The organism is Haloglomus salinum (assembly GCF_024298825.1).
Classification (GTDB): domain Archaea; phylum Halobacteriota; class Halobacteria; order Halobacteriales; family Haloarculaceae; genus Haloglomus; species Haloglomus salinum.
Window position 1 is genome coordinate 732,358 of record NZ_CP101153.1, and the last position, 17,628, is coordinate 749,985.

18 protein-coding genes and 1 other RNA gene are annotated in these 17,628 nt (G+C 69.2%); 12 read left to right on the plus strand and 7 right to left on the minus strand.

Features of this window, described 5'->3' with window-relative positions; all coding sequences use genetic code 11:
* Positions 1-154 precede the first annotated feature (154 nt).
* From NL115_RS03615 to NL115_RS03625, 3 genes are all read right to left on the minus strand, one after another.
* Positions 155-2,380, minus strand: coding sequence for a CDC48 family AAA ATPase (locus tag NL115_RS03615; RefSeq protein ID WP_254831847.1), 2,226 nt, complete (start codon positions 2,378-2,380; stop codon positions 155-157).
* Positions 2,381-2,519: 139 nt separating this feature from the next.
* Entirely contained in the window at positions 2,520-3,506 is a 987-nt protein-coding gene (locus tag NL115_RS03620; protein WP_254831848.1) for a DUF7847 domain-containing protein, read from the minus strand.
* 1 nt (position 3,507) lies between these two features.
* A complete protein-coding gene (locus tag NL115_RS03625; RefSeq protein WP_254831849.1) occupies positions 3,508-3,930 on the minus strand; it encodes a DUF7124 domain-containing protein in 423 nt (140 codons plus the stop codon).
* Between the two features lie 114 nt (positions 3,931-4,044).
* On the opposite strand from NL115_RS03625, the gene NL115_RS03630 reads away from it, so the two are divergent.
* The 6 genes from NL115_RS03630 to NL115_RS03655 all read left to right on the plus strand — a co-directional run bounded on the left by NL115_RS03630 (position 4,045) and on the right by NL115_RS03655 (position 8,059).
* Positions 4,045-4,281: a hypothetical protein gene (locus NL115_RS03630; protein WP_254831850.1), complete on the plus strand. Its 237-nt coding sequence runs from the start codon at positions 4,045-4,047 to the stop codon at positions 4,279-4,281.
* A 164-nt stretch (positions 4,282-4,445) separates the two neighbouring features.
* Positions 4,446-6,005: a thermosome subunit alpha gene (gene thsA, locus NL115_RS03635; RefSeq protein WP_254833146.1), complete on the plus strand. Its 1,560-nt coding sequence runs from the start codon at positions 4,446-4,448 to the stop codon at positions 6,003-6,005.
* A 619-nt stretch (positions 6,006-6,624) separates the two neighbouring features.
* Positions 6,625-6,989, plus strand: an RNA gene (gene rnpB / locus NL115_RS03640) — RNase P RNA component.
* Positions 6,990-7,090: 101 nt separating this feature from the next.
* Entirely contained in the window at positions 7,091-7,261 is a 171-nt protein-coding gene (locus NL115_RS03645; protein WP_254831851.1) for an HVO_0758 family zinc finger protein, read from the plus strand.
* 102 nt (positions 7,262-7,363) lie between these two features.
* Positions 7,364-7,711, plus strand: coding sequence for a hypothetical protein (locus tag NL115_RS03650; RefSeq protein WP_254831852.1), 348 nt, complete (start codon positions 7,364-7,366; stop codon positions 7,709-7,711).
* Between the two features lie 3 nt (positions 7,712-7,714).
* On the plus strand, positions 7,715-8,059 hold the full coding sequence (locus NL115_RS03655) for a hypothetical protein (RefSeq protein ID WP_254831853.1): 345 nt from the start codon (positions 7,715-7,717) through the stop codon (positions 8,057-8,059).
* Between the two features lie 42 nt (positions 8,060-8,101).
* Here the strand turns inward: NL115_RS03655 and NL115_RS03660 are convergent, their stop codons facing one another.
* Both NL115_RS03660 and NL115_RS03665 read right to left on the minus strand, forming a co-directional pair.
* The gene (locus tag NL115_RS03660; protein WP_254831854.1) at positions 8,102-9,160 is read right to left on the minus strand and encodes a DUF7972 family membrane protein; all 1,059 of its coding nucleotides are present in this window, start codon (positions 9,158-9,160) and stop codon (positions 8,102-8,104) included.
* A gap of 153 nt (positions 9,161-9,313) precedes the next feature.
* A complete protein-coding gene (locus tag NL115_RS03665; protein WP_254831855.1) occupies positions 9,314-10,156 on the minus strand; it encodes a PspA/IM30 family protein in 843 nt (280 codons plus the stop codon).
* A 206-nt stretch (positions 10,157-10,362) separates the two neighbouring features.
* Between NL115_RS03665 and NL115_RS03670 the strand changes: the two genes are divergently transcribed.
* Positions 10,363-10,773, plus strand: coding sequence for a hypothetical protein (locus NL115_RS03670; protein WP_254831856.1), 411 nt, complete (start codon positions 10,363-10,365; stop codon positions 10,771-10,773).
* A gap of 48 nt (positions 10,774-10,821) precedes the next feature.
* Here NL115_RS03670 and carA read toward each other — a convergent pair whose 3' ends face one another.
* The gene (carA, locus tag NL115_RS03675; RefSeq protein WP_254831857.1) at positions 10,822-11,946 is read right to left on the minus strand and encodes a glutamine-hydrolyzing carbamoyl-phosphate synthase small subunit; all 1,125 of its coding nucleotides are present in this window, start codon (positions 11,944-11,946) and stop codon (positions 10,822-10,824) included.
* Positions 11,947-12,088: 142 nt separating this feature from the next.
* On the opposite strand from carA, the gene NL115_RS03680 reads away from it, so the two are divergent.
* The gene (locus NL115_RS03680) at positions 12,089-12,502 is read left to right on the plus strand and encodes an Lrp/AsnC family transcriptional regulator (RefSeq protein ID WP_254831858.1); all 414 of its coding nucleotides are present in this window, start codon (positions 12,089-12,091) and stop codon (positions 12,500-12,502) included.
* A gap of 86 nt (positions 12,503-12,588) precedes the next feature.
* Here NL115_RS03680 and NL115_RS03685 read toward each other — a convergent pair whose 3' ends face one another.
* Entirely contained in the window at positions 12,589-13,275 is a 687-nt protein-coding gene (locus tag NL115_RS03685; protein WP_254831859.1) for a DUF7504 family protein, read from the minus strand.
* A gap of 337 nt (positions 13,276-13,612) precedes the next feature.
* Between NL115_RS03685 and NL115_RS03690 the strand changes: the two genes are divergently transcribed.
* The 4 genes from NL115_RS03690 (at position 13,613) to NL115_RS03705 (ending at position 17,610) form a co-directional block, all read left to right on the plus strand.
* Positions 13,613-14,206 carry an NUDIX hydrolase gene (locus tag NL115_RS03690; protein WP_254831860.1) on the plus strand — a complete coding sequence of 198 codons (594 nt, stop codon included), beginning with the start codon at positions 13,613-13,615 and terminating at the stop codon, positions 14,204-14,206.
* Between the two features lie 78 nt (positions 14,207-14,284).
* On the plus strand, positions 14,285-15,283 hold the full coding sequence (locus NL115_RS03695) for a tetratricopeptide repeat protein (protein WP_350355283.1): 999 nt from the start codon (positions 14,285-14,287) through the stop codon (positions 15,281-15,283).
* Positions 15,280-15,576 (plus strand): DUF424 domain-containing protein, encoded by a 297-nt coding sequence (locus tag NL115_RS03700; protein WP_254831861.1) that lies wholly within the window; start codon positions 15,280-15,282, stop codon positions 15,574-15,576. The genes NL115_RS03695 and NL115_RS03700 overlap by 4 nt, the downstream gene beginning before the upstream one ends.
* A 105-nt stretch (positions 15,577-15,681) precedes the next feature.
* Complete coding sequence (locus NL115_RS03705) at positions 15,682-17,610, plus strand: sensor histidine kinase (protein ID WP_254831862.1); 1,929 nt, start codon at positions 15,682-15,684, stop codon at positions 17,608-17,610.
* The last annotated feature ends 18 nt before the right edge of the window (positions 17,611-17,628 follow it).

Here is a 17,628-nt window from a genome sequence, read left to right on the forward strand (position 1 = left end):
GACGTTCGCTTCGTTCGCATGGATTACACCTGCATCGGCGCGCCGCAGGCGCGCCGTTCACCGCTGGCGAGCGAAGCGAGCCAGCGGCCTTTTTTCTGAACGTTTTTTGCGCAAGTGGCCGGCGCTCTTCGCCGACCACTTGCGCAAAAAAGCTCTACTGGAACCCGATACGCCCGCCCCCCTGCTGTGGACCGGGCTCGGCGCCGCCGCCCTTGAAGTCCTCCTCGATGCGGTCGTAGTAGTCGCGGATGTCCTCGTTGATGGTGGGACGGACCGATTCGAGCGCCTTGCGGAAGTGGCGCATCTCGACCATCTCGGCGTCGTCGTCCTCGCGGAGTGCCTCGATGGCGGCCTCGCGGGCGATGGACTCGATGTCGGAGCCGACGTAGCCGCCCGTGAGCTCCGCGAGTTCACGGAGCGAGACATCCGGCGAGAGCGGCGTGTCGTCCGTGTGGATGCGGAAGATCTGCTCGCGACCGTCGACCTCCGGCTCGCCGATGTAGACGAGGCGGTCGAACCGGCCCGACCGGATGAGCGCGGGGTCGATCATGTCCGGGCGGTTGGTCGCGCCGATGACCATCACGTCGCCCATCTCCTCCAGGCCGTCGAGTTCGGTCAGGAGCTGGTTGACGACGCGCTCGGAGACGTTCGAGCCCACGTCACCGCCTCGGCCTGGCGCCAGCGAGTCCAGCTCGTCGAAGAAGATGACCGTCGGGGCCACCTGCCTCGCCTTGCGGAACGTCTGCCGGATGGCCTTCTCGGACTCGCCCACCCACTTCGAGAGGAGTTGCGGGCCACGGACGCTGATGAAGTTGGCGTTGGTCTCGTTGGCGACCGCCTTCGCCATCAGCGTCTTCCCGGTGCCGGGGGGGCCGTAGAGCAGCACGCCAGCCGGAGGCTCGACACCCATCCGCTCGAACTTCTCGCGCTGGGTCATCGGCCACTCGATGGACTCCTGGACCTGCCCCTTCGCCTCGTCGAGCCCGCCCACGTCGTCCCAGTTGACCTTCGGGAGTTCGACCAGGACCTCCCGCATCGCCGAAGGGGAAACCTCGTTGAGGGCTCCGCGGAAGTCGTCGCGCTTGATGATCATCCGGTCGATGAGGCTCGGCGGGATGTCCTCCTCGTCGAGGTCGATCTCCGGGAGGTACCGACGCAGGGCCTTCATCGCGGCCTCCTTCGTCAGGGATTCGATGTCGGCACCGACGAAGCCGTGGGTCTCGTCGGCCATGTGGTCCAGCGAGACGTCGTCCGAGAGCGGCATCCCGCGGGTGTGTATCTGGAGGATCTCCTTGCGACCCGTCTCGTCGGGAACGCCGATCTCGATCTCGCGGTCGAACCGTCCGGGCCGACGCAGGGCGGGGTCGACCGAATCGACGCGGTTCGTGGCGGCGATGACGATGACCTGGCCGCGCGACTCCAGGCCGTCCATCATCGTCAGCAGCTGTGCGACGACCCGGCGCTCGACCTCGCCGGTCACGTCCTCGCGTTTGGGGGCGATGGAGTCCAGTTCGTCGATGAAGATGATGGAGGGACTCTCCTCGGAGGCGTCCTCGAATATCTCCCGTAGCTGCTGTTCGGACTCCCCGTAGTACTTCGAGATGATCTCCGGGCCCGCGATGGAGAAGAAGCTCGCGGAGGTTTCGTTCGCCACGGCCTTCGCCAGCAGCGTCTTCCCGGTACCGGGTGGCCCGTGGAGTAGCACCCCCTGTGGCGGCTCGATGCCGAGCTTCTTGAATATCTGCGGGTGCTTCATCGGCAGCTCGACCATCTCGCGGACGCGCTGAATCTCGTTGGAGAGGCCGCCGATGTCCTCGTACGTGATGCCGCCGCCGGTCTTCTCGAAGCCGCTGATGGGCTCCTCGCGGAGTTCGACCTCGGTATCCTCGGTGACGAGCACGACGCCCTCCGGGTCCGTCTCGACCGCGATGAGTGGAATCGCCTGGCCGGGCGACCGCATGAATGGGTGGTTCGTGGAGGACATCACCGGGACGATGTCGTGTTCGACGACGGGCCGCTTGAGGATCTGCCGTTTGACCATACCCGCGGCGTCGGAACCGAACTGGACGCTGGCCTCCTCGGGCGGCGCCAGGACGAGCCGGTCGGCCTTGGTGGCCTCGGCCTTGCGGATCTCGACGCGCTCGCCGATGCCGACATCCGCGTTCTGGCGCGTGAAGCCGTCGATGCGGACGGTGTCCGTGTTCCAGTCCTGCCGGTCGGCGCGCCAGACCTTCGCCGCGGTCCGGTCACCGCCCTCGATCTCGATGATATCCCCTGGGCTCAGCTTCAGGTGCAACAGCGTGTCCGGGTCGAGGCGTGCGATGCCGCGCCCCGAGTCGTTGGGGTAGGCCTTCGCCACCTCCAGTTGAACCTCGTTCATGATAGGAGTGGTATACCAGGGAAGTTAACGCCCGCGGCGATATGTCTTGTGTTCACACGGGGGACGATGGCGCCGCCGGCCCCGACGTGGGGTGCCCGCGGCCACCTGGTTCCCGGGTGGGGGAAGGACGCCCGTCCAGTCAGTTGCCCTTCCCGAACTGCTCGTCGATTTCCTCCGGGGTGAGCGCGCCGATCGGCTCGTCCTCGGGTGAGTCGTCCGGCTCGCCGTCCGCCCCGTCCGAGTCGGGGCCCCCGGCGGCTCGTCGCGCTGCCACACTCGCGGCATCGATACCGGCGAGCTGGACGTAGACGCGTGCGGCGACCGCCGCGCCGAACGTGGTGACGACCGCCCCGAGGACGACGCCGAATGCGGCCGCGGCCGTCTCTCCGAGTGGGGTGACCTCGACCAGGCTCGTCGGGAGCGTCGCGACCTGCCCGACGAGCACCACGACGAGCAGGACGAACAGGACCCGGATGCGGTGGCCCTTCACCAGCCGCCACGACCGGCGGAGCGCCGGCACGACGCCCGCGCCCTCCACGGCGACGGCGGCCCGGACGAGGTAGAACGCGACCGCGAGGAAGACTCCGGGGAGGATGAACGCGACGAAGCCGACGAACACCGCGACGGCGGCCAGCGAGTTCGCCACGAACGAGACGAGCGAGCGCGCCGGGAGGTCAGCCAGCGCCTCGCGCGGGAACTCGCGGGCGTCGCGCACGAACACCTGGATGGCGACGACGTTCAGCGTCTCGGCCAGCAGCGCGGTCACGAGCACCAGCCCGAGGGCCGTGCTCACCTCGACCGGGAGAGCGAGCGGCGAGGGGTCCGCCAGCGGCGGGAAGTCGGCCGGGGTCGCGGCCGAGTTCTCGATAATCACGGCCCGGACGCGGGGCACGAGGGTCGCGAACAGGCTGGTCGTGGCGACGGCGCCAGCGAAGCCGACCAGCAGGTAGCCGGCGACGAGCGCCAGCCCGATGGGGCGGACGAGCCGCGCGGCGGCGCCGCTCAGCGCATCGCCGACCGCGAGCGTGTCGCCGGGCTCCGGTCCGCCCGAACCAGGTCCGTCCGGGGGCGACTCGTCGGTGTCGTCCACCCACACGTCCGGCCCGTCACTGCTGTCGTCGGACACGTCAGGGCCAGTCGTCGCGTTCGTCCTCGGTCGATTCGGGCGCGGCCTCCTCCTCCGGGTCCCCCAGCTCCCAGCCGGCTGCGTCGGCGGCCTGCTCGACGAGGAGGTACTCCCAGTCGACCCGGTCAGCGAGGTCGGCGTCCTCGTCGCTCGTACCGACGAGGACGTGCCGGTCCGTGTCGAACTGGCGTTTGACGTTCTCGAGGGACTCCTCGCGGCCCCGCGGGCCGGAGAAGAAGTCCTGCCGGATGCGATTCTTCCGGGTGAAGTTCGTCACCACGTAGGTCGGCTCCTCCGAGACGACGCCGACGTACTTGCTCCACGTGCGCGCGTCCGAGAAGACGGCGTCCGGCTCGGCCAGCCGCTTCAGGGCCGCCAACTCGAACGCGAGGGTCATGTCGCTCGAACCGCCGCCTCCGTCCATACCGAGTGGGTCCCGCCCGCCGGAGAAAACGCTTTGGAAAGGGCTTGACGCTCGGTCCGGAAGCCCCGGGGAGTCGTGACCAGACTCATGCCGTCCCCGGCGATACCGGCGGCCATGACCACCCACTCGGTCATCATCGCGGCGGCCGACGCGTTGCCGTTCGCCCTCGTCGGGGCCATCGTGGCCTTCCTCGGGGGGCGACGGCTCGCCGGCCCGGCGTTCGCCCTCCCCCTCGCGGGCCTCGTCGGCGTCGCCCTGCTGGCGAGCCTCGGCGCCATCAGCCTCTCGCGCGTCGCGGACCGCCCGTTCGTCTGCTGTCGGACGACGGCGAACGTCCTGTGGTTCTCCTGAGCCGGGCGACCCCCTCTCCCATGCCCACCCCTATTTAGGTATCGGCGTGGGAGCCCTGCGAACAGTTGACGGGGGCTCCGTGCCGGGGGTTCATAGACCGGTTCGGCAACACTTATATAGAACCGCTGACTGATTTTCGAACGACTATGGCACAGCAGCAGCGCATGGGCGGACAGCCGATGTTCATCCTCGCCGAGGACTCCCAGCGGACCCGCGGCGAGGACGCACAGTCCTCGAACATCCAGGCCGGGAAGGCCATCGCCGAATCGGTACGCACGACACTCGGGCCGCGCGGGATGGACAAGATGCTCGTGAGCGACGACGGCGACGTCGTCATCACGAACGACGGGGCGACCATCCTCGACAAGATGGATATCGAGCACCCGGCCGCGCAGATGATAGTCGAGGTCGCCGAGACCCAGGAGGAGGAGGTCGGCGACGGCACCACGACCGCCTCCGTGCTGGCGGGCCGGCTCCTCGCGCAGGCCGAGGACCTCCTCGAGGACGATGTCCACCCGACGACCATCGTCGAGGGCTACCACGAGGCCAGCGCACTCGCGCTGGAGGCCATCGAGGACATGACACTGGACGAGGAGCTCGACGACGACCTCCTGAAGAAGGTGACGGAGACCTCGATGACCGGCAAGGGTACCGGTGACATCGAGGCCGGCGCGCTCGCCGAGACCGTCGTCGGCGCCGTCCGCGCCGTCGAGGGCGAGGCCGGTGTCGAGCGCGAGAACATCACCGTTCGCACGCAGAAGGGCGCTTCCTCCTCCGCGACCGAGCTGGTCGAGGGCGTCATCACCGAGGAAGAGCCACTCCACGAGGACATGCCCCGCTCCGTCGAGGACGCGACCGTCGCCGTCCTCGACGTGGACCTGGAGATCCGCGAGGCCAACATCGACGCCGAGTACGACATCTCCGACGTCGACCAGCTGAACCAGGCCATCGAGGCCGAACAGTCCGAGCTCCGCGGCTACGCGGAGACCCTCGACGAGGCCGGCATCGACGTGGCCTTCGTCACGGGTGACATCGACGACCACGTGGGCACCTACCTGGCCGAGTTCGGCATCCTCGCCTTCGACTCCATCGGCGACGACGACGCCGGCTCCATCGCCCGCGCGACGGGCGCGAAGACGCTGGGCTCCGTCGACGACCTCGACGGCGACGACTTCGGCCACGCCGACCGCGTCCGCGTCGAGCGATTCGCGGACGACGACCTCGCCTTCGTCGAGGGTGGCGCGGCCGCCGAGGCCGTCACCGTCCTCGCCCGCGGCGGCACCGAGCACGTCGCCGACGAGCTCGAGCGCGCCCTCAACGACGCCATCGACGTCGCCACCGCCGCGCTCGACTCCGGCGGCATCGTCCCCGGCGCCGGCGCGAGCGAGATAGCCATCGCGGACCACATCCGCTCTGGCTCGGCCGGCATCGAGGGCCGCAAGCAGCTCGCCGTCGAGGCGTTCGCCGACGCGATGGACGTCATCCCGCGCACGCTCGCGGAGAACACCGGCCTCGACCCCATCGACGCGCTGGTCGACCTCCGCTCGCGCCACGAGGAGGAGGGCGTCGCCGGCATCATCTCCGAGGGACAGACCGGCCATATCGACGACCCCGTCGACTACGGCGTCTTCGACCCCGCCGCGGTCAAGCGCGAGGCCATCGAGTCCGCCACCGAGGCGGCCACGATGATCGTGCGCATCGACGACGTCATCTCGTCGAGTTAACGTCGCAGCTCCGCTCTCTCGGTCTCGGATTCTCGAATATCTTATTTATTCCACACGCATTAGATCATTCGCTGCATTCCGGAGATTGTTCCGGAGAGGTTAACGGACCCTACGAAGCCCTCACGCTCCCAGGACACCGCTGACAACCGAGACACCCTACGAAGCCCTCGCGCTCTCGCCCTTCGAGTCCACCAGGGACGTGGAGCGTTGCACGGAGCGGCGCCCCTGCCCTTCCCCGGGGAGCGCAGGCTCGCTTCGCTCGCCACGCGCTCCCGGCCCGTGGATTGTGACGGAGCGCGCATTCCCGTCAGTCGCACCGGCGCGCGCTGGCATTCGGGGGCTCGGCCTCCGCGAGCAGCGGGGCGCTACTACGCGCCCCGAGCGAACGGCGAAGCCGTGAGCGGCTTCATGCCGCGAGCTATCGGCCGAGCCCAACGTCTCTAAGGGCGTGAGGGCCGAAGCGCGTCGTCCGAGAGAGCGAGGCACTCTCCATCGTCGTCTCTATCCCCGTCTCCATCGTCGTCGCAGTCACTGGAACAGCCAGAGAACGAACACCCACACGGAGAACCACCCTCTAGCGACCGAACCCCTCAAGACGGGCACCAGCCTACGTGTGGCTGGCAGAGGGAGCCCGGCTCCCGTGCGCGACATGGCGCACGAGGAAAGTCCCCCCACCGTCCGGGCAGGCGACCGGGCGCAAGCCCGGGACGGGAGACCGTCGGCTCTGGAACAGCAACGAGACCCCCCGGTCCGAGTGGTGATGCGCGAGGGGCCACGAGGCCCCCCGGCGCGAGCGGGCGTGACCCGCGAGCGTGCGAAGCGAGCCGCGAGGCGAGCCAGCTAACCTGCAGAACGTCGACGACCGGGAACGGATGGAACGGCGAATCCTCGCCGGTGCAAGCCCGCCGCGCTGGTAGCCCGGACGAGCGGCGGGCGCTCAGCCGAATGCCGGGACGAACAGAAGGGGGCTTACTCCCCTCAGCCGCCAGCACCACGGAGCAGCCGCTCTATCGGGTACTCGCCGGTGATTCCGGATGCTGGAACGCGCCGCCGGGCTTTTGACAGGGGGTCGCATACGGGCGGGTATGGACTCCGTCCGAAAGGGACTCCGCTCCGAGCAGATCACGAAGGACACGTACGAGCGGCTGGTGTGTGCGGAGTGTGGCGAGAACCTGGACACCCGCGACAACCCGGACGGCCTCGGGAAGGTCCGGTCCTGTCCGGAGTGCGGTCGGGAGTGGCAGCAGGTCGGGTAGCACGGCAGGGGTCACCCGGGGCGGACCCGCGGTCCGGAAGCGGCGGACACGCGTCGGACGAGCCACCGAACGGTTTTGTGCCCACGTTACCCAGGTAGGACAGTGAGTATCGTTGCGGAGTGGACCGACGCGCTCGCCGAGGCCGGGGAACTCACCCCGGCCGTCGTCGACCGCATCATCGAGGCACACGGCAAGCGCGGCCGTCGCGCCATCGAGGCGGTCGGGGAGCGGCGCGTCAAGGAGTACCGCGACTTCACCGTCGTCGTCGGCCACACCGAGGAGTACGTCGTCGAGGACGGCGCCTGCACCTGCGAGGACAGCCAGTACAATCTCGACGCGGACGACCCCGAGGAACTCTGCTGGCACGTCATCGCCGCGAAGATCGCCCCCCGCATCGACGCCGTCGACCACCACGACATGTGGTACTCCGACGTCCGGGAGTTCATCTGAGCGATGGTCGAGGGCGACAGCGACGACGAGACCAGCGCGGACCCACCGACCGTCCCTGTTCTGGGCCGGCCACTGGTTCGCGCGGAGTTCTGGGCGATTCTCCTCGCGCTCGCCGCCGTCGCCTTCGGGAGCCTCGCCGTCGCCCGCGCGCTGGGGGCGGTCGCCGGGGACCCGTGGCTCATCGGCGCGGCGGCCGTCGCACAGGCCGGTCTCGCCGGCCACTACGCCCGGCGGCCGGTCGGCTACGCGCGGGGGACGCTACCCGTTCCGGCACACTGGTATCGCATCATCGCCGTCCTCACGGCCGGAGTGGCGGCCGGCGCCGTCGCGGCGCTCCTGCTGGGCTGAGTGGTGGCCGAGGTAGGGCGGGGACCGTAGTCGCCCCGCGAGTCACTCGCTGGTCTCGGTCGTCCCCTCGCGGTCTGTCTCCCGGAGGATGAACGGCCCGATAGAGAGGGTCCGTCCCGTGATGGTCGCGATGCGAAGGACGTACGACAGCAGGACGAGGAAGGGAACGAGCGCCAGCGCCGTCGCGACACAGACCACCAGCGACGCGCCGCCGATACCGAGGACCGTGGTCGTCGGGGCCGCCGATGCATCGAAGAAGGCCAGCACGGAGACCGTGACGACCAGCGACGGGAGCGAGGCGAACAGCACGAACCGCGAGAGGTCGACCAGCTCCGACTGGAAGTAGAGCGTCTTGAAGTGCTCACGGGCGGGGCCGAACAGCCGGAGCAGTCCCTCCAGTTCAGCCAGCGTCTCGCAGGTCTCGTCCGATAGCTCGTCGGCGTAAGCCGTCCGGAGCCGTCGGGCACGGTAGAGCTTCCGGGAGTACTCGAAGTCGAGCGCGGCGTCGACGACCTCGTACTGTCCGAACGTCGAATCCGAGAGCGAGTCGACCACCCCGTCGGCGGCCGTCGTCACGCCATCGGCGAGGTCGCGCACACCCTTCGTCGCCTCGTCGTCGGGGTCGTCGACCACGGAGTCGCCGAGGGTCTCGGCGCGAGCAGCGGTCGCCGTCACCATCGCCCGGAGGAAGGCGGAGGGCTCGGCGGGCGCGACAGGGTCCTCGAGGAAGTCGGCCACGTCCTGGCGGAACTCCATCGCGCCGTCCATCCGCTCGCGCTGGTCGCCCGCGGCCCCCAGCTCCTGCGAGAGGACGAGCTGGTTCAGCGTCAGGACCAGCGTTACACCCGTCACCGTGGCGCCGACCAGCGCCTGGAACAGCGTCTCGATGGGGTCGCTGCTACGGACCGCCGCCTCCGCCCCGGGCACGATGGCAACCACCAGCAGGAGCGACCCCAGCACCCCGGCCAGGAGTCCGGCCGTCACGAGCCGCCGGTCGGCCTCGACGAGCAGGTAGGAGAGGCGGGTATCCCGGCCGGCCCGTTCGGCGATGGTCTCCTCGGCGTCCGCCCCGACGTCGTCGGTCGTCGCGCTGCCGCTCACTCGCACACCACTCGCCGGGTCGGCGATGGCGCCACGGTGCTCATGCCACGGACGAGAGGCTTCGCCCTCTTAGTGCTTGATGAAGCCGAAACCGGACATCTCCGGCCAGAAGCAACGAGAGTCAACGGGTGATGGACCGGCAAGCCGCCCCGGTCAGTTCGACTCGTCCTCGGTCTCCTCGTCTTCCTCCTTCAGGTCGGCCAGCTCCGCCTCCAGCTCGGGGTCGGCGGCGTCGGTCGTCTCGTCGGCGTCCTCGCCTGCGGGCGGCTCCTCCGGGGCCGACTCGACCTCCGTCGAGCCGCGCCCGGACTCGGCCTTCAGCGTCTCCAGCTCGGCCTCGACCTCGCTGTCACTGCGCATCTCGCGGAGCTCCCGGTCCAGTTCGTCCTCGTCGGAGAGGGCGTCGTCGAACGCGCCCGTCTCCTGGAGTTCGTCCATCGCTTCGGCGCGGGCCTCCATCTCGTCGGTCCGGTCGCGGGCGCGCTCGATGGCGCGGGCGGTCTCCTCCATCTCGTCGCCGACGCCGCTCATCGCCTCGGAGACGCGGGCGCTGGCCTCGGCGGCCTCGTAGCGCGCCTTCATCGTCTCCTTCTCCGTGCGGAACCGCTCGATGCGCTCCTGCAGCTCGTCCTTCTTCTCGACGAGGCGGTCCTGCGTGTTCTGCAGGTCCGCGATCTGCCCTTCGAGGTCCTCGATCTGGGTCATCTTCTGTTTCTTCTTCTCGAGCGCCCGGCGTGCGAGGTCGTCACGGCCCGCGTTCACGGCCTCGCGGGCCTGCTCGTTGTGCTTCTCGACGTTCTCCGCCAGCCGGCGCTTCTGTATCTCGAGGCGCTTCTTCTGGGTCGTCAGGTCCGCGATGCCCTGCTTGACGTCCTGCAGTTCGTCGCGCATCTTCTCGTAGCTGTAGTCCAGCGTCTCGGAGGGGTCCTCCTGACTGGAGACGATGGCGTTCAGCTTCGACCGGATGACGTACGAGGCCCGAGAGAGGATTCCCATACCCCGGCTTTCGCGGGCCGTGGGCATAAATTTCCCATGTCCGGCTGGTATCCATAGCCCGGCGGACCCGGGTCACGGGCGACACCGTCCGACCGTCGACGGCGCGCCCGGACCCGATGACCACCCCGGTCACGTTGGAGCCGTGAAGGGACCGGAGCCGTGACCGCGACCGACAGGGATTAGCGCACGGCCCGCACAGAACGGGTATGGCAGACGACGAAGCCGACGTGGAGGTGGACCTGAAGAAGCGACAGATGCGACTGATGGGCGTCGGCTCCGTCATCGCGGGACTCCTCGTCCTCGTCGCCGGACTCATCAACGAGGCACCCTACGAGCCGCTCGTCGGCATCCTCGGCTTCCTCGGCATCGCGGCGATAGTGTTCGAGTACACGGAGAACATCCAGCGCGGGATCTCGCTCGGCTTCCTCGTCAGCGGTGTCCTCGTGTGGCTCTATCCGGTCGTGGTGCCGCCGTCGCAGGCCTCGCCGGTCTTCCTGGGGGCGCTACTGGCGATGGCCGGCGTGTTCAACGTCGTGTTCGGCCAGTTCACCGACCGGCTCCAGGAGTTCGGCGCGCGACTCGGCGGTGAGGGTGAAGAGGACGCCGAGGAGGCGTGAGCGATGACGCGATAACGTTCATCGAGCGGAGCCAGAGACCGGAAGTCGCTACTGCGTCGCCTTCGTCGGGGCGCCGGTCGTCCCGGCCTCGGTCTCGTAGCCAGCCAGCGCCAGCACGTCGTCGAAGAAGTCCAGCGAGTCGTTCGGGCCCGGATTCGCCTCGGGGTGGTACTGGCGGGTGATGATATCGAGGTCGTCGGATTCGAGGCCCTCGGGCGTGTCGTCGTTGACGTTGATCTGCGTGACCTCCAGCTGGTCGCCGGGCTCGTCGACGGTGTAGCCGTGGTTCTGCGTGGTCATCACGACGCGCCCCGAGCGCAGGTCGCGGACGGGCTGGTTGACGCCGCGGTGCCCGAACTCCATCTTCTCGGTGGAGCCACCGAGCGCGTTGGCGACGACCTGCTGGCCGAGACAGATGCCAGCGATGGGCGTCTCGCCGACGTACTCGTCGACCAGGGCGGCCGCGCGCTCGAAGTTCTCCGGGTCACCGGGACCGTTCGAGACGAACAGGAGGTCGGGGTCGACGGACTCGACGTCCGCGACCGTCGCGTCGTAGGGGAGGACCTCGACGACGGCGTCGCGCTCGACGAGCGAACTGATGATGCTGCCCTTCGCGCCGCAGTCGACGAGGGCGACCGTGGGCCCGTCGCCCTCGCGATTGTGTGTCTCGCGGTCGGGGACGCTGACCTGCGAGCCGATGTCGGTGTGGTCGCTCATGGCGATGCACTGCTCGAGTTCCTCCGTCGCGGCCTCGGGGGAGGCGTCCGGGCCCGCGGAGATACCACACTTCATCGCGCCCTCCTCGCGGATGCCCGTGACGAGGTCGCGGGTGTCGAGGTGGTCGACGGCCGGGACACCCTCGTCGGCGAGCCACTCGGCGACGTCCTCGGTGAACTCCCGCGCGACGGCCCCACGCGGGTGGACGCGGTCGGACTCGAAGCGCTCCTCCCGGACCCCGTAGTTCCCGATGAGCGGGTAGGAGAACGTGAGAATCTGTTCCTCGTACGAGGGGTCGGTGAGGGACTCCTCGTAGCCGGTGTAGGCGGTCGTGAAGACGAGTTCGCCGCGGGTACGCCCGGGCGCACGGCTCCGAGCCTCCACGACCCGCCCACCCTCGATGGCCACGTAGGCGGTCGGATGCTCGTCGCCGTCCTCGGTTGCGGCGTCGGTCATTACGATGCTCGTATCATCGCCCCCGGAATAACCGTTGCGTTCGAAGCCGAATTACGAATTTCGTAATCCGTAAGTGTACCCCCCCGGTAACCTCGCACCTCAGTGGGGTCCTGCGGTCGACGACGCACCCCGCACCTACACCATGGACAGCCTGGATCGGGAGATACTCGCCATCCTCCGGCGGGACTCGCGCACACCGTACACGGAGATCGCCGACGAGGTCGGGACCAGCGAGGGGACCGTCCGGAACCGGGTGGACCGGATGCTGGAGGAGGGCGTCATCGAGCGGTTCACCGTCGCCACCCGGACGGGGAACGTGAAGGCGATGGTCGAGATCGACGTGGCCGTCGACGTCGACACCACGGAGATGTCCGACGACATGGCCGACTGGTCGGAGGTGGACTTCGTCTGGCAGGTCTCGGGCGAGGAGGACATCGTCGTGGTCGCGGACACGACCGACACGGACGCGCTGAACGCGCTCATCACGCGCGCTCGCGAACTGGACGAGGTGGTATCGACGAAGACACGGCTGATACTGGACGAGAAACTCGGGTGACCGGCCGGACGAACCCGTCACTCGACGAGGTGAAGAACAGCAGGTCCGGACCGTGGGGTCCGGCAGTGGGGGTCGGCGGCCGGGATTCAGGCGGACTCGCTGGCGGCGCCGGGGGCGGCGGCGTCGAGGGACTCCTCGTGGAGGTTCCACTCGCCACCCGGCGGCAGCCCGTCCTCGACGTAGCAGGTCGCATCCGCGAGGTCGAGGAGCCCGTCCAGCCACTCGTGGTCCGGGGCGACCGGCAGGTGGGCGTGCACGACCGCGTTCGTCTCGAGAGCAGCGACACGGAGTTCGAGCAGGAACCGCTCCAGTTCGAACCGGTCGTCGGTCAGCGAGGTCACATCGCGCAGGCAGACGACGGGGCGTCCCTCGTCGCGGGCGGCGGTGATCTCCATCGCGTCGGAGACGGCGGCGCCGAGCGCGCGGAGCGAGCCGTTGACCTGGTCGACGGCTGCCCGAGTTGGGATGCCGTCGAACCGGCCGTCGTGGTCCGGGCCACGCGAGGTCCGGATGACCCGGACAGACGCCCCCGGTGGGACGGCGTCGACGTGGTGTTTCACTGAAGGTAGAGTCCGCGCCGGACTCACGAACAGGTGATGGTCTTCCTCGGGGGCCCGTGCGTGGAGTCGGCTGCTCGCCGTCGCGTGCGCCGGCGACTCCTCGCCGACAAACAGCGACAGACAGCCCTGTGTACCGAGCCGCCGCAACTCGGTCTCCTCCGCACCGATGTCCCCGCGGCCCACACCGCCGGTGTCCACAGCTTCGTGTAGCATCCGTACACTCTACTACCGTCTACATGAATAAAATGCTGTGTACTAATCACCTAGAGCCACCTGGCGCTGGCGCCTGACACCATCCCCTGTCCCCACCAACCACGACATCGACACACATACACACACGGTCCTCTCGGGCGTCGAGGGGCCCGTCCTCGTGAACCGGCTATCATAGTCGTGCCGGCATGCGCCGGCCGCACGGTCGGCAGCCACCCACCAGAACCGGAACCTGGCGCCGGAAGTGTTCGGCCATTTATATTCTCCGGCCATTCGGGACCGCCCCGGAATCAGTCCGAGAAGCCGAAGCGGTCTTAAGGTGAACGGGCAAGCGACCACCATGAGCACCGACGAGATCGACCCCGGCGGCGCCGCGGCGGGCGACGACGCCGACCACGAGAACGCTCGCCAGGAGGTCATCGTCGTCGACGAGAACGACACCGAACAGGGGCTCGCCAACCGACTGGAGGCCCACACGGGCGACGGCATCCGACACCGCGCGTTCACCGTCCTCGTCTTCGACCGTGAGGACAACGTGCTGCTGGCTCAGCGGGCGGCCGACAAGCGGCTCTGGGACACCCACTGGGACGGCACCGTCGCCTCGCACCCGGAAGAGGGCCAGAGCCAGAAGGCCGCGACCCGCCAGCGCCTCGAGGAGGAACTCGGGGTCACGCCCGACCAGTACGACGACCTCCGCATCACGGACAAGTTCGAGTACAAGCGCTACTACCTCGACCAGGGCCTCGAGTGGGAGGTCTGTGCGGTCCTGAAATGTACGCTGGAGGACCGCACGCTCGACCCCGACCCCGAGGAGGTCGGCGGCCGGATGTGGGTCCCCTACGAACACCTCTACGAGCACCAGAAACAGTACCGGCAGCTCCGGCTCTGCCCGTGGTTCGAGATCGCGATGCGGCGCGACTTCGAGGCGGAGTAGCCGTCTCCACCGGCGGACGGTCCGTACGTCGTCCCCCTGACGCAAGCCTTACCCTCGCGAACCGCCAACCCGGACGTAATGAGCGACGACGACGAGACTGCGACGGCGCCGGAGGAGGCCAAACCGCCCGTCCCTCCGGGGCAGGCGGCCGAGGACGGGGACGACGAGCAGGAGACCCCGTCCGGCGGCAGCGACCACCAGTTCTCCAGCGGCCAGGGGTTCGGCGACCCGTACGAGGAAGGGTTCGACCTCGAACCGCCCGAACTCAAGGTCGACGCCGGGAAGGTCGACCCCGTCGACTCGCGGGTCGTGGCCGACACGCTCGACGACCGGCAGGTCGGCGCCGACCAGGTGGACGCCGACGACCTGCTCGACGTGGGGCTCTCCTACATGCGCATCAACCGCCACGAACAGGCCGCCGACGCGTTCGAGCGGGTCGCCCGGTTCACCGACGACGAGCGCTTAGAGCAGGAGGCCTGGGTCGACAAGGGCGTCGCCCACGCGGAACTGGAGGAGTGGGAGCCCGCCATCAGCTCCTATCAGGAAGCCCTTCGGATCGACGGTGACAGCGACCACGCCGCGAGCGCGCACACGAACCTCGCGTACGCCCTGTACGAGTCGGGCCGGAGCGAGCAGGCGCTCGAACACGCCGAGAAGGCGGTCGAACTCGACCCGCGCTTCGGACAGGCATGGTACAATCGTGGCTTCTTCCTGCTGGAACGGGGCCTCGCCGAGGACGCCCTCAACGCGTTCGACAACGCGCTCCGGCTTGGCTTCCGGAACACGGAGATACTGGAGGAGAAGGCCCGCGCACTCGACGAGCTCGGCCACTACGACCGGGCCGAGGAGGTCGCCTCCGAGGCCGAGGAGATCAGGAAGGAGGCCGAGCAGGAACTCGTCGACCAACACGGTCGAGGCGGCGCGGCCGGAGCGGCCGGTGGGCCCGGCGGAGCCGGCGGAGCCACCGGGGACGCACCGAGCGCCCCCGGCGGCGGGCTGGCCGAGGAGCTCGCCGAGGAGTTCGCGAGTGAGCCCCCCGCCGACGAGGAGCGCGACCGCGAGCGACTCGACGAATGACGCTCCTGCTGAGCGAACGGGAGACACCGGAGGGGCTCATCGTCGCGGTCTGTGACGAGGCGACGCTGGGCGAGTCCTACGAGAACGGCCGTGTGTCGCTCACCGTCACCGAGGAGTTCTACGGCGGGGACCCCGCCGACGCGGAGACGGTGCTGGCGGCGCTTGCGCGGGCCGAGACCGCCAACATCGTCGGCGAGCAGGCCGTCGCGACCGCCGTCGACGGCGGCTTCGTCGACCCCGAGAACGTCCTCGACCTCGACGGCACCGTCCACGCGCAGTACGTTCGGTTCTGAGCCGGCGGCTGTCGAGTTCTCGGGCTCCCGGTTCCCGGTAACCGGATTTCGGTGGAGTCGTCATTACAATTAAATTCGGTGGCCCGCAATGGCCGCTCGACGCAGATGTCTTCGCAGTCGGGCGTGGAGCCGGTTCTGGCCGCTGTCGTGGTAGGGTACGCCCTCGCGGCCGCCATCCCGGCCGGGCTGGCGTGGTACACGACCCGGACCCGTCCAGCGTCGGCGACGGCCCGGGCGTTCGCGGCGACGATGGCCGGCATCACGGTCTGGGCCGGGGCGTACTTCGTCCGCCTGTTCGCTCCCGAGTGGGCGGGGTTCGGTCTGACGGTCCTCGCGTTCGTCGGCATCACGACGACACCGGTCGCGGTGCTGCTGTTCGCACTGCGGTACACCGACCGTGAGCAGTACGTCACCCCCGGCACGACCGCCCTGTTGCTGGTGGTGCCGCTGATGACGCTGGTGCTACTCGCGACGACACGGTCCCACGGGCTGTTCTACACCTCGTTCCGGGTCGTCCAGGTCGGCCCGCTGTCGACGACCAGTGCAACCAGTGGACCGTGGTTCTGGGTCCACACCGCGTACAGTTTCGGCACCCTCGCCGCCGCGTCGGTCCTGCTTGTCGGCTTCGGCGCGAGGCAGCGGCGCCTGTACCGCCGGCAGGCCGTCCTCATCGTGCTCGCCGTCGTGGTGGCCTGGGCGACCAACGTCGCCTATCTGACCGGGCACACCCCCGTCCCGATACTGGACCTGACACCGGTCGGACTGGCCCTGTCGGGGGCACTCCTGGCGCTGGCCGTGTTCCGGACCCGCCTCATCGACGTGACGCCGGTAGCCCGGGACGCGGTGCTGGAGGCGCTCGACGACGTGGTCATCGTTCTGGAAGGGGGGCGCACCGTGGACGTCAACGCGGCCGCCGAGACCCTGCTCGGCCCCGACACCCCCGTCGGGAAGCCGGCGGTAGCGGTCCTCCCGGAGGCGCTTACGGCGGCACTCGAGGCCACCGGGATGGAAGATGCAGGAGCATCCCCCCGTACGAACGGTTCGGGGAGTACCTCCCACGCGGCCAGCGGGGATGGTGGCGCCCCCAGTGCGAACGGCTCCGGGAACTGGCTGGAGGACCCGCTGGCGACGGCCGGCGAGGAGCGGTCCGAGTCCGGGCAGGTCATCGAGCTGTCCCGGGGGGACGAGACCCGCTACTACCGGGTGCGGACGCTCCCCCTCCAGACGCTCGGCGAGGGCCCCGCGACCGAGACCGACGACGGCGACCGGACCGATTCGGCACCGGCGTTGACACCCGGAGCCGCGAAAGCCCCTCGTGCGACGGTGCTCCTGCTGACCGACGTGACACCGCAGCGGGAACGTCTCCGGCAGCTCCGGAAGCAGAACGAGCGGCTGGAGGAGTTCGCGGCCGCCGCGGCACACGACCTGCGGAACCCGCTGAACGTCATCGATGGCTACCTCGAGCTGGCCCGCGAGGACCCCGACCCGGAGCATCTCGACCGCATCGACGAGGCGACCGGCCGGATGAGCCGACTCGTCGAGGACCTGCTGTCACTGGGACGGCGGGGCCGGCTCGTCGAGTCCGCCGTCCCGGTGTCGCTGGAGGCGGCCGCCGAACGCGCCTGGAGCGGCATCGAGACGGAGGGAGCAACCCTCCAGGTCGAATCGGGCGACCCCGTGCCGGCGGACACGGACCGGCTGGTCCAGCTCCTCGAGAACCTGCTCGTCAACGCCGTCCAGCAGGCCGGCGGCGGCGAGTCCGTCACCGTCACCGTCGGCCGGATGCCGGACGGGTTCTACGTCGCCGACGACGGCCCCGGCATCCCGGACGAGGACCGCGAGCGGGTCTTCGACTACGGCTTCACCACCCGGGAGGCGGGCAGCGGCTTCGGACTGGCCATCGTCGAGACGGTGGCCGACGCGCACGGCTGGGACGTGCGGGTCGTCGAGAGCGAGGCGGGCGGTGCCCGCTTCGAGGTGACTGGCGTCGGTCGGTTCGACCGCGAGGGCGAGACGTGGCTGGCGGAGCCCTGACATTCGTCCTCGGGGCCG

Excerpts from the sequence above, each read along its gene's own strand:
- NL115_RS03630 (WP_254831850.1), top strand. The coding sequence starts at position 4,045 with ATGACCACCCACTCGGTCATCATCGCGGCGGCCGACGCGTTGCCGTTC.
- NL115_RS03685 (WP_254831859.1), bottom strand. The coding sequence starts at position 13,275 with ATGCTACACGAAGCTGTGGACACCGGCGGTGTGGGCCGCGGGGACATC.
- carA (WP_254831857.1), bottom strand. The coding sequence starts at position 11,946 with ATGACCGACGCCGCAACCGAGGACGGCGACGAGCATCCGACCGCCTAC.
- NL115_RS03695 (WP_350355283.1), top strand. The coding sequence starts at position 14,285 with ATGAGCGACGACGACGAGACTGCGACGGCGCCGGAGGAGGCCAAACCG.
- NL115_RS03625 (WP_254831849.1), bottom strand. The coding sequence starts at position 3,930 with ATGGACGGAGGCGGCGGTTCGAGCGACATGACCCTCGCGTTCGAGTTG.
- NL115_RS03670 (WP_254831856.1), top strand. The coding sequence starts at position 10,363 with ATGGCAGACGACGAAGCCGACGTGGAGGTGGACCTGAAGAAGCGACAG.
- NL115_RS03655 (WP_254831853.1), top strand. The coding sequence starts at position 7,715 with ATGGTCGAGGGCGACAGCGACGACGAGACCAGCGCGGACCCACCGACC.
- thsA (WP_254833146.1), top strand. The coding sequence starts at position 4,446 with ATGGGCGGACAGCCGATGTTCATCCTCGCCGAGGACTCCCAGCGGACC.
- NL115_RS03665 (WP_254831855.1), bottom strand. The coding sequence starts at position 10,156 with ATGGGAATCCTCTCTCGGGCCTCGTACGTCATCCGGTCGAAGCTGAAC.
- NL115_RS03645 (WP_254831851.1), top strand. The coding sequence starts at position 7,091 with ATGGACTCCGTCCGAAAGGGACTCCGCTCCGAGCAGATCACGAAGGAC.
- NL115_RS03690 (WP_254831860.1), top strand. The coding sequence starts at position 13,613 with ATGAGCACCGACGAGATCGACCCCGGCGGCGCCGCGGCGGGCGACGAC.
- NL115_RS03615 (WP_254831847.1), bottom strand. The coding sequence starts at position 2,380 with ATGAACGAGGTTCAACTGGAGGTGGCGAAGGCCTACCCCAACGACTCG.
- NL115_RS03700 (WP_254831861.1), top strand. The coding sequence starts at position 15,280 with ATGACGCTCCTGCTGAGCGAACGGGAGACACCGGAGGGGCTCATCGTC.
- NL115_RS03705 (WP_254831862.1), top strand. The coding sequence starts at position 15,682 with ATGTCTTCGCAGTCGGGCGTGGAGCCGGTTCTGGCCGCTGTCGTGGTA.
- NL115_RS03680 (WP_254831858.1), top strand. The coding sequence starts at position 12,089 with ATGGACAGCCTGGATCGGGAGATACTCGCCATCCTCCGGCGGGACTCG.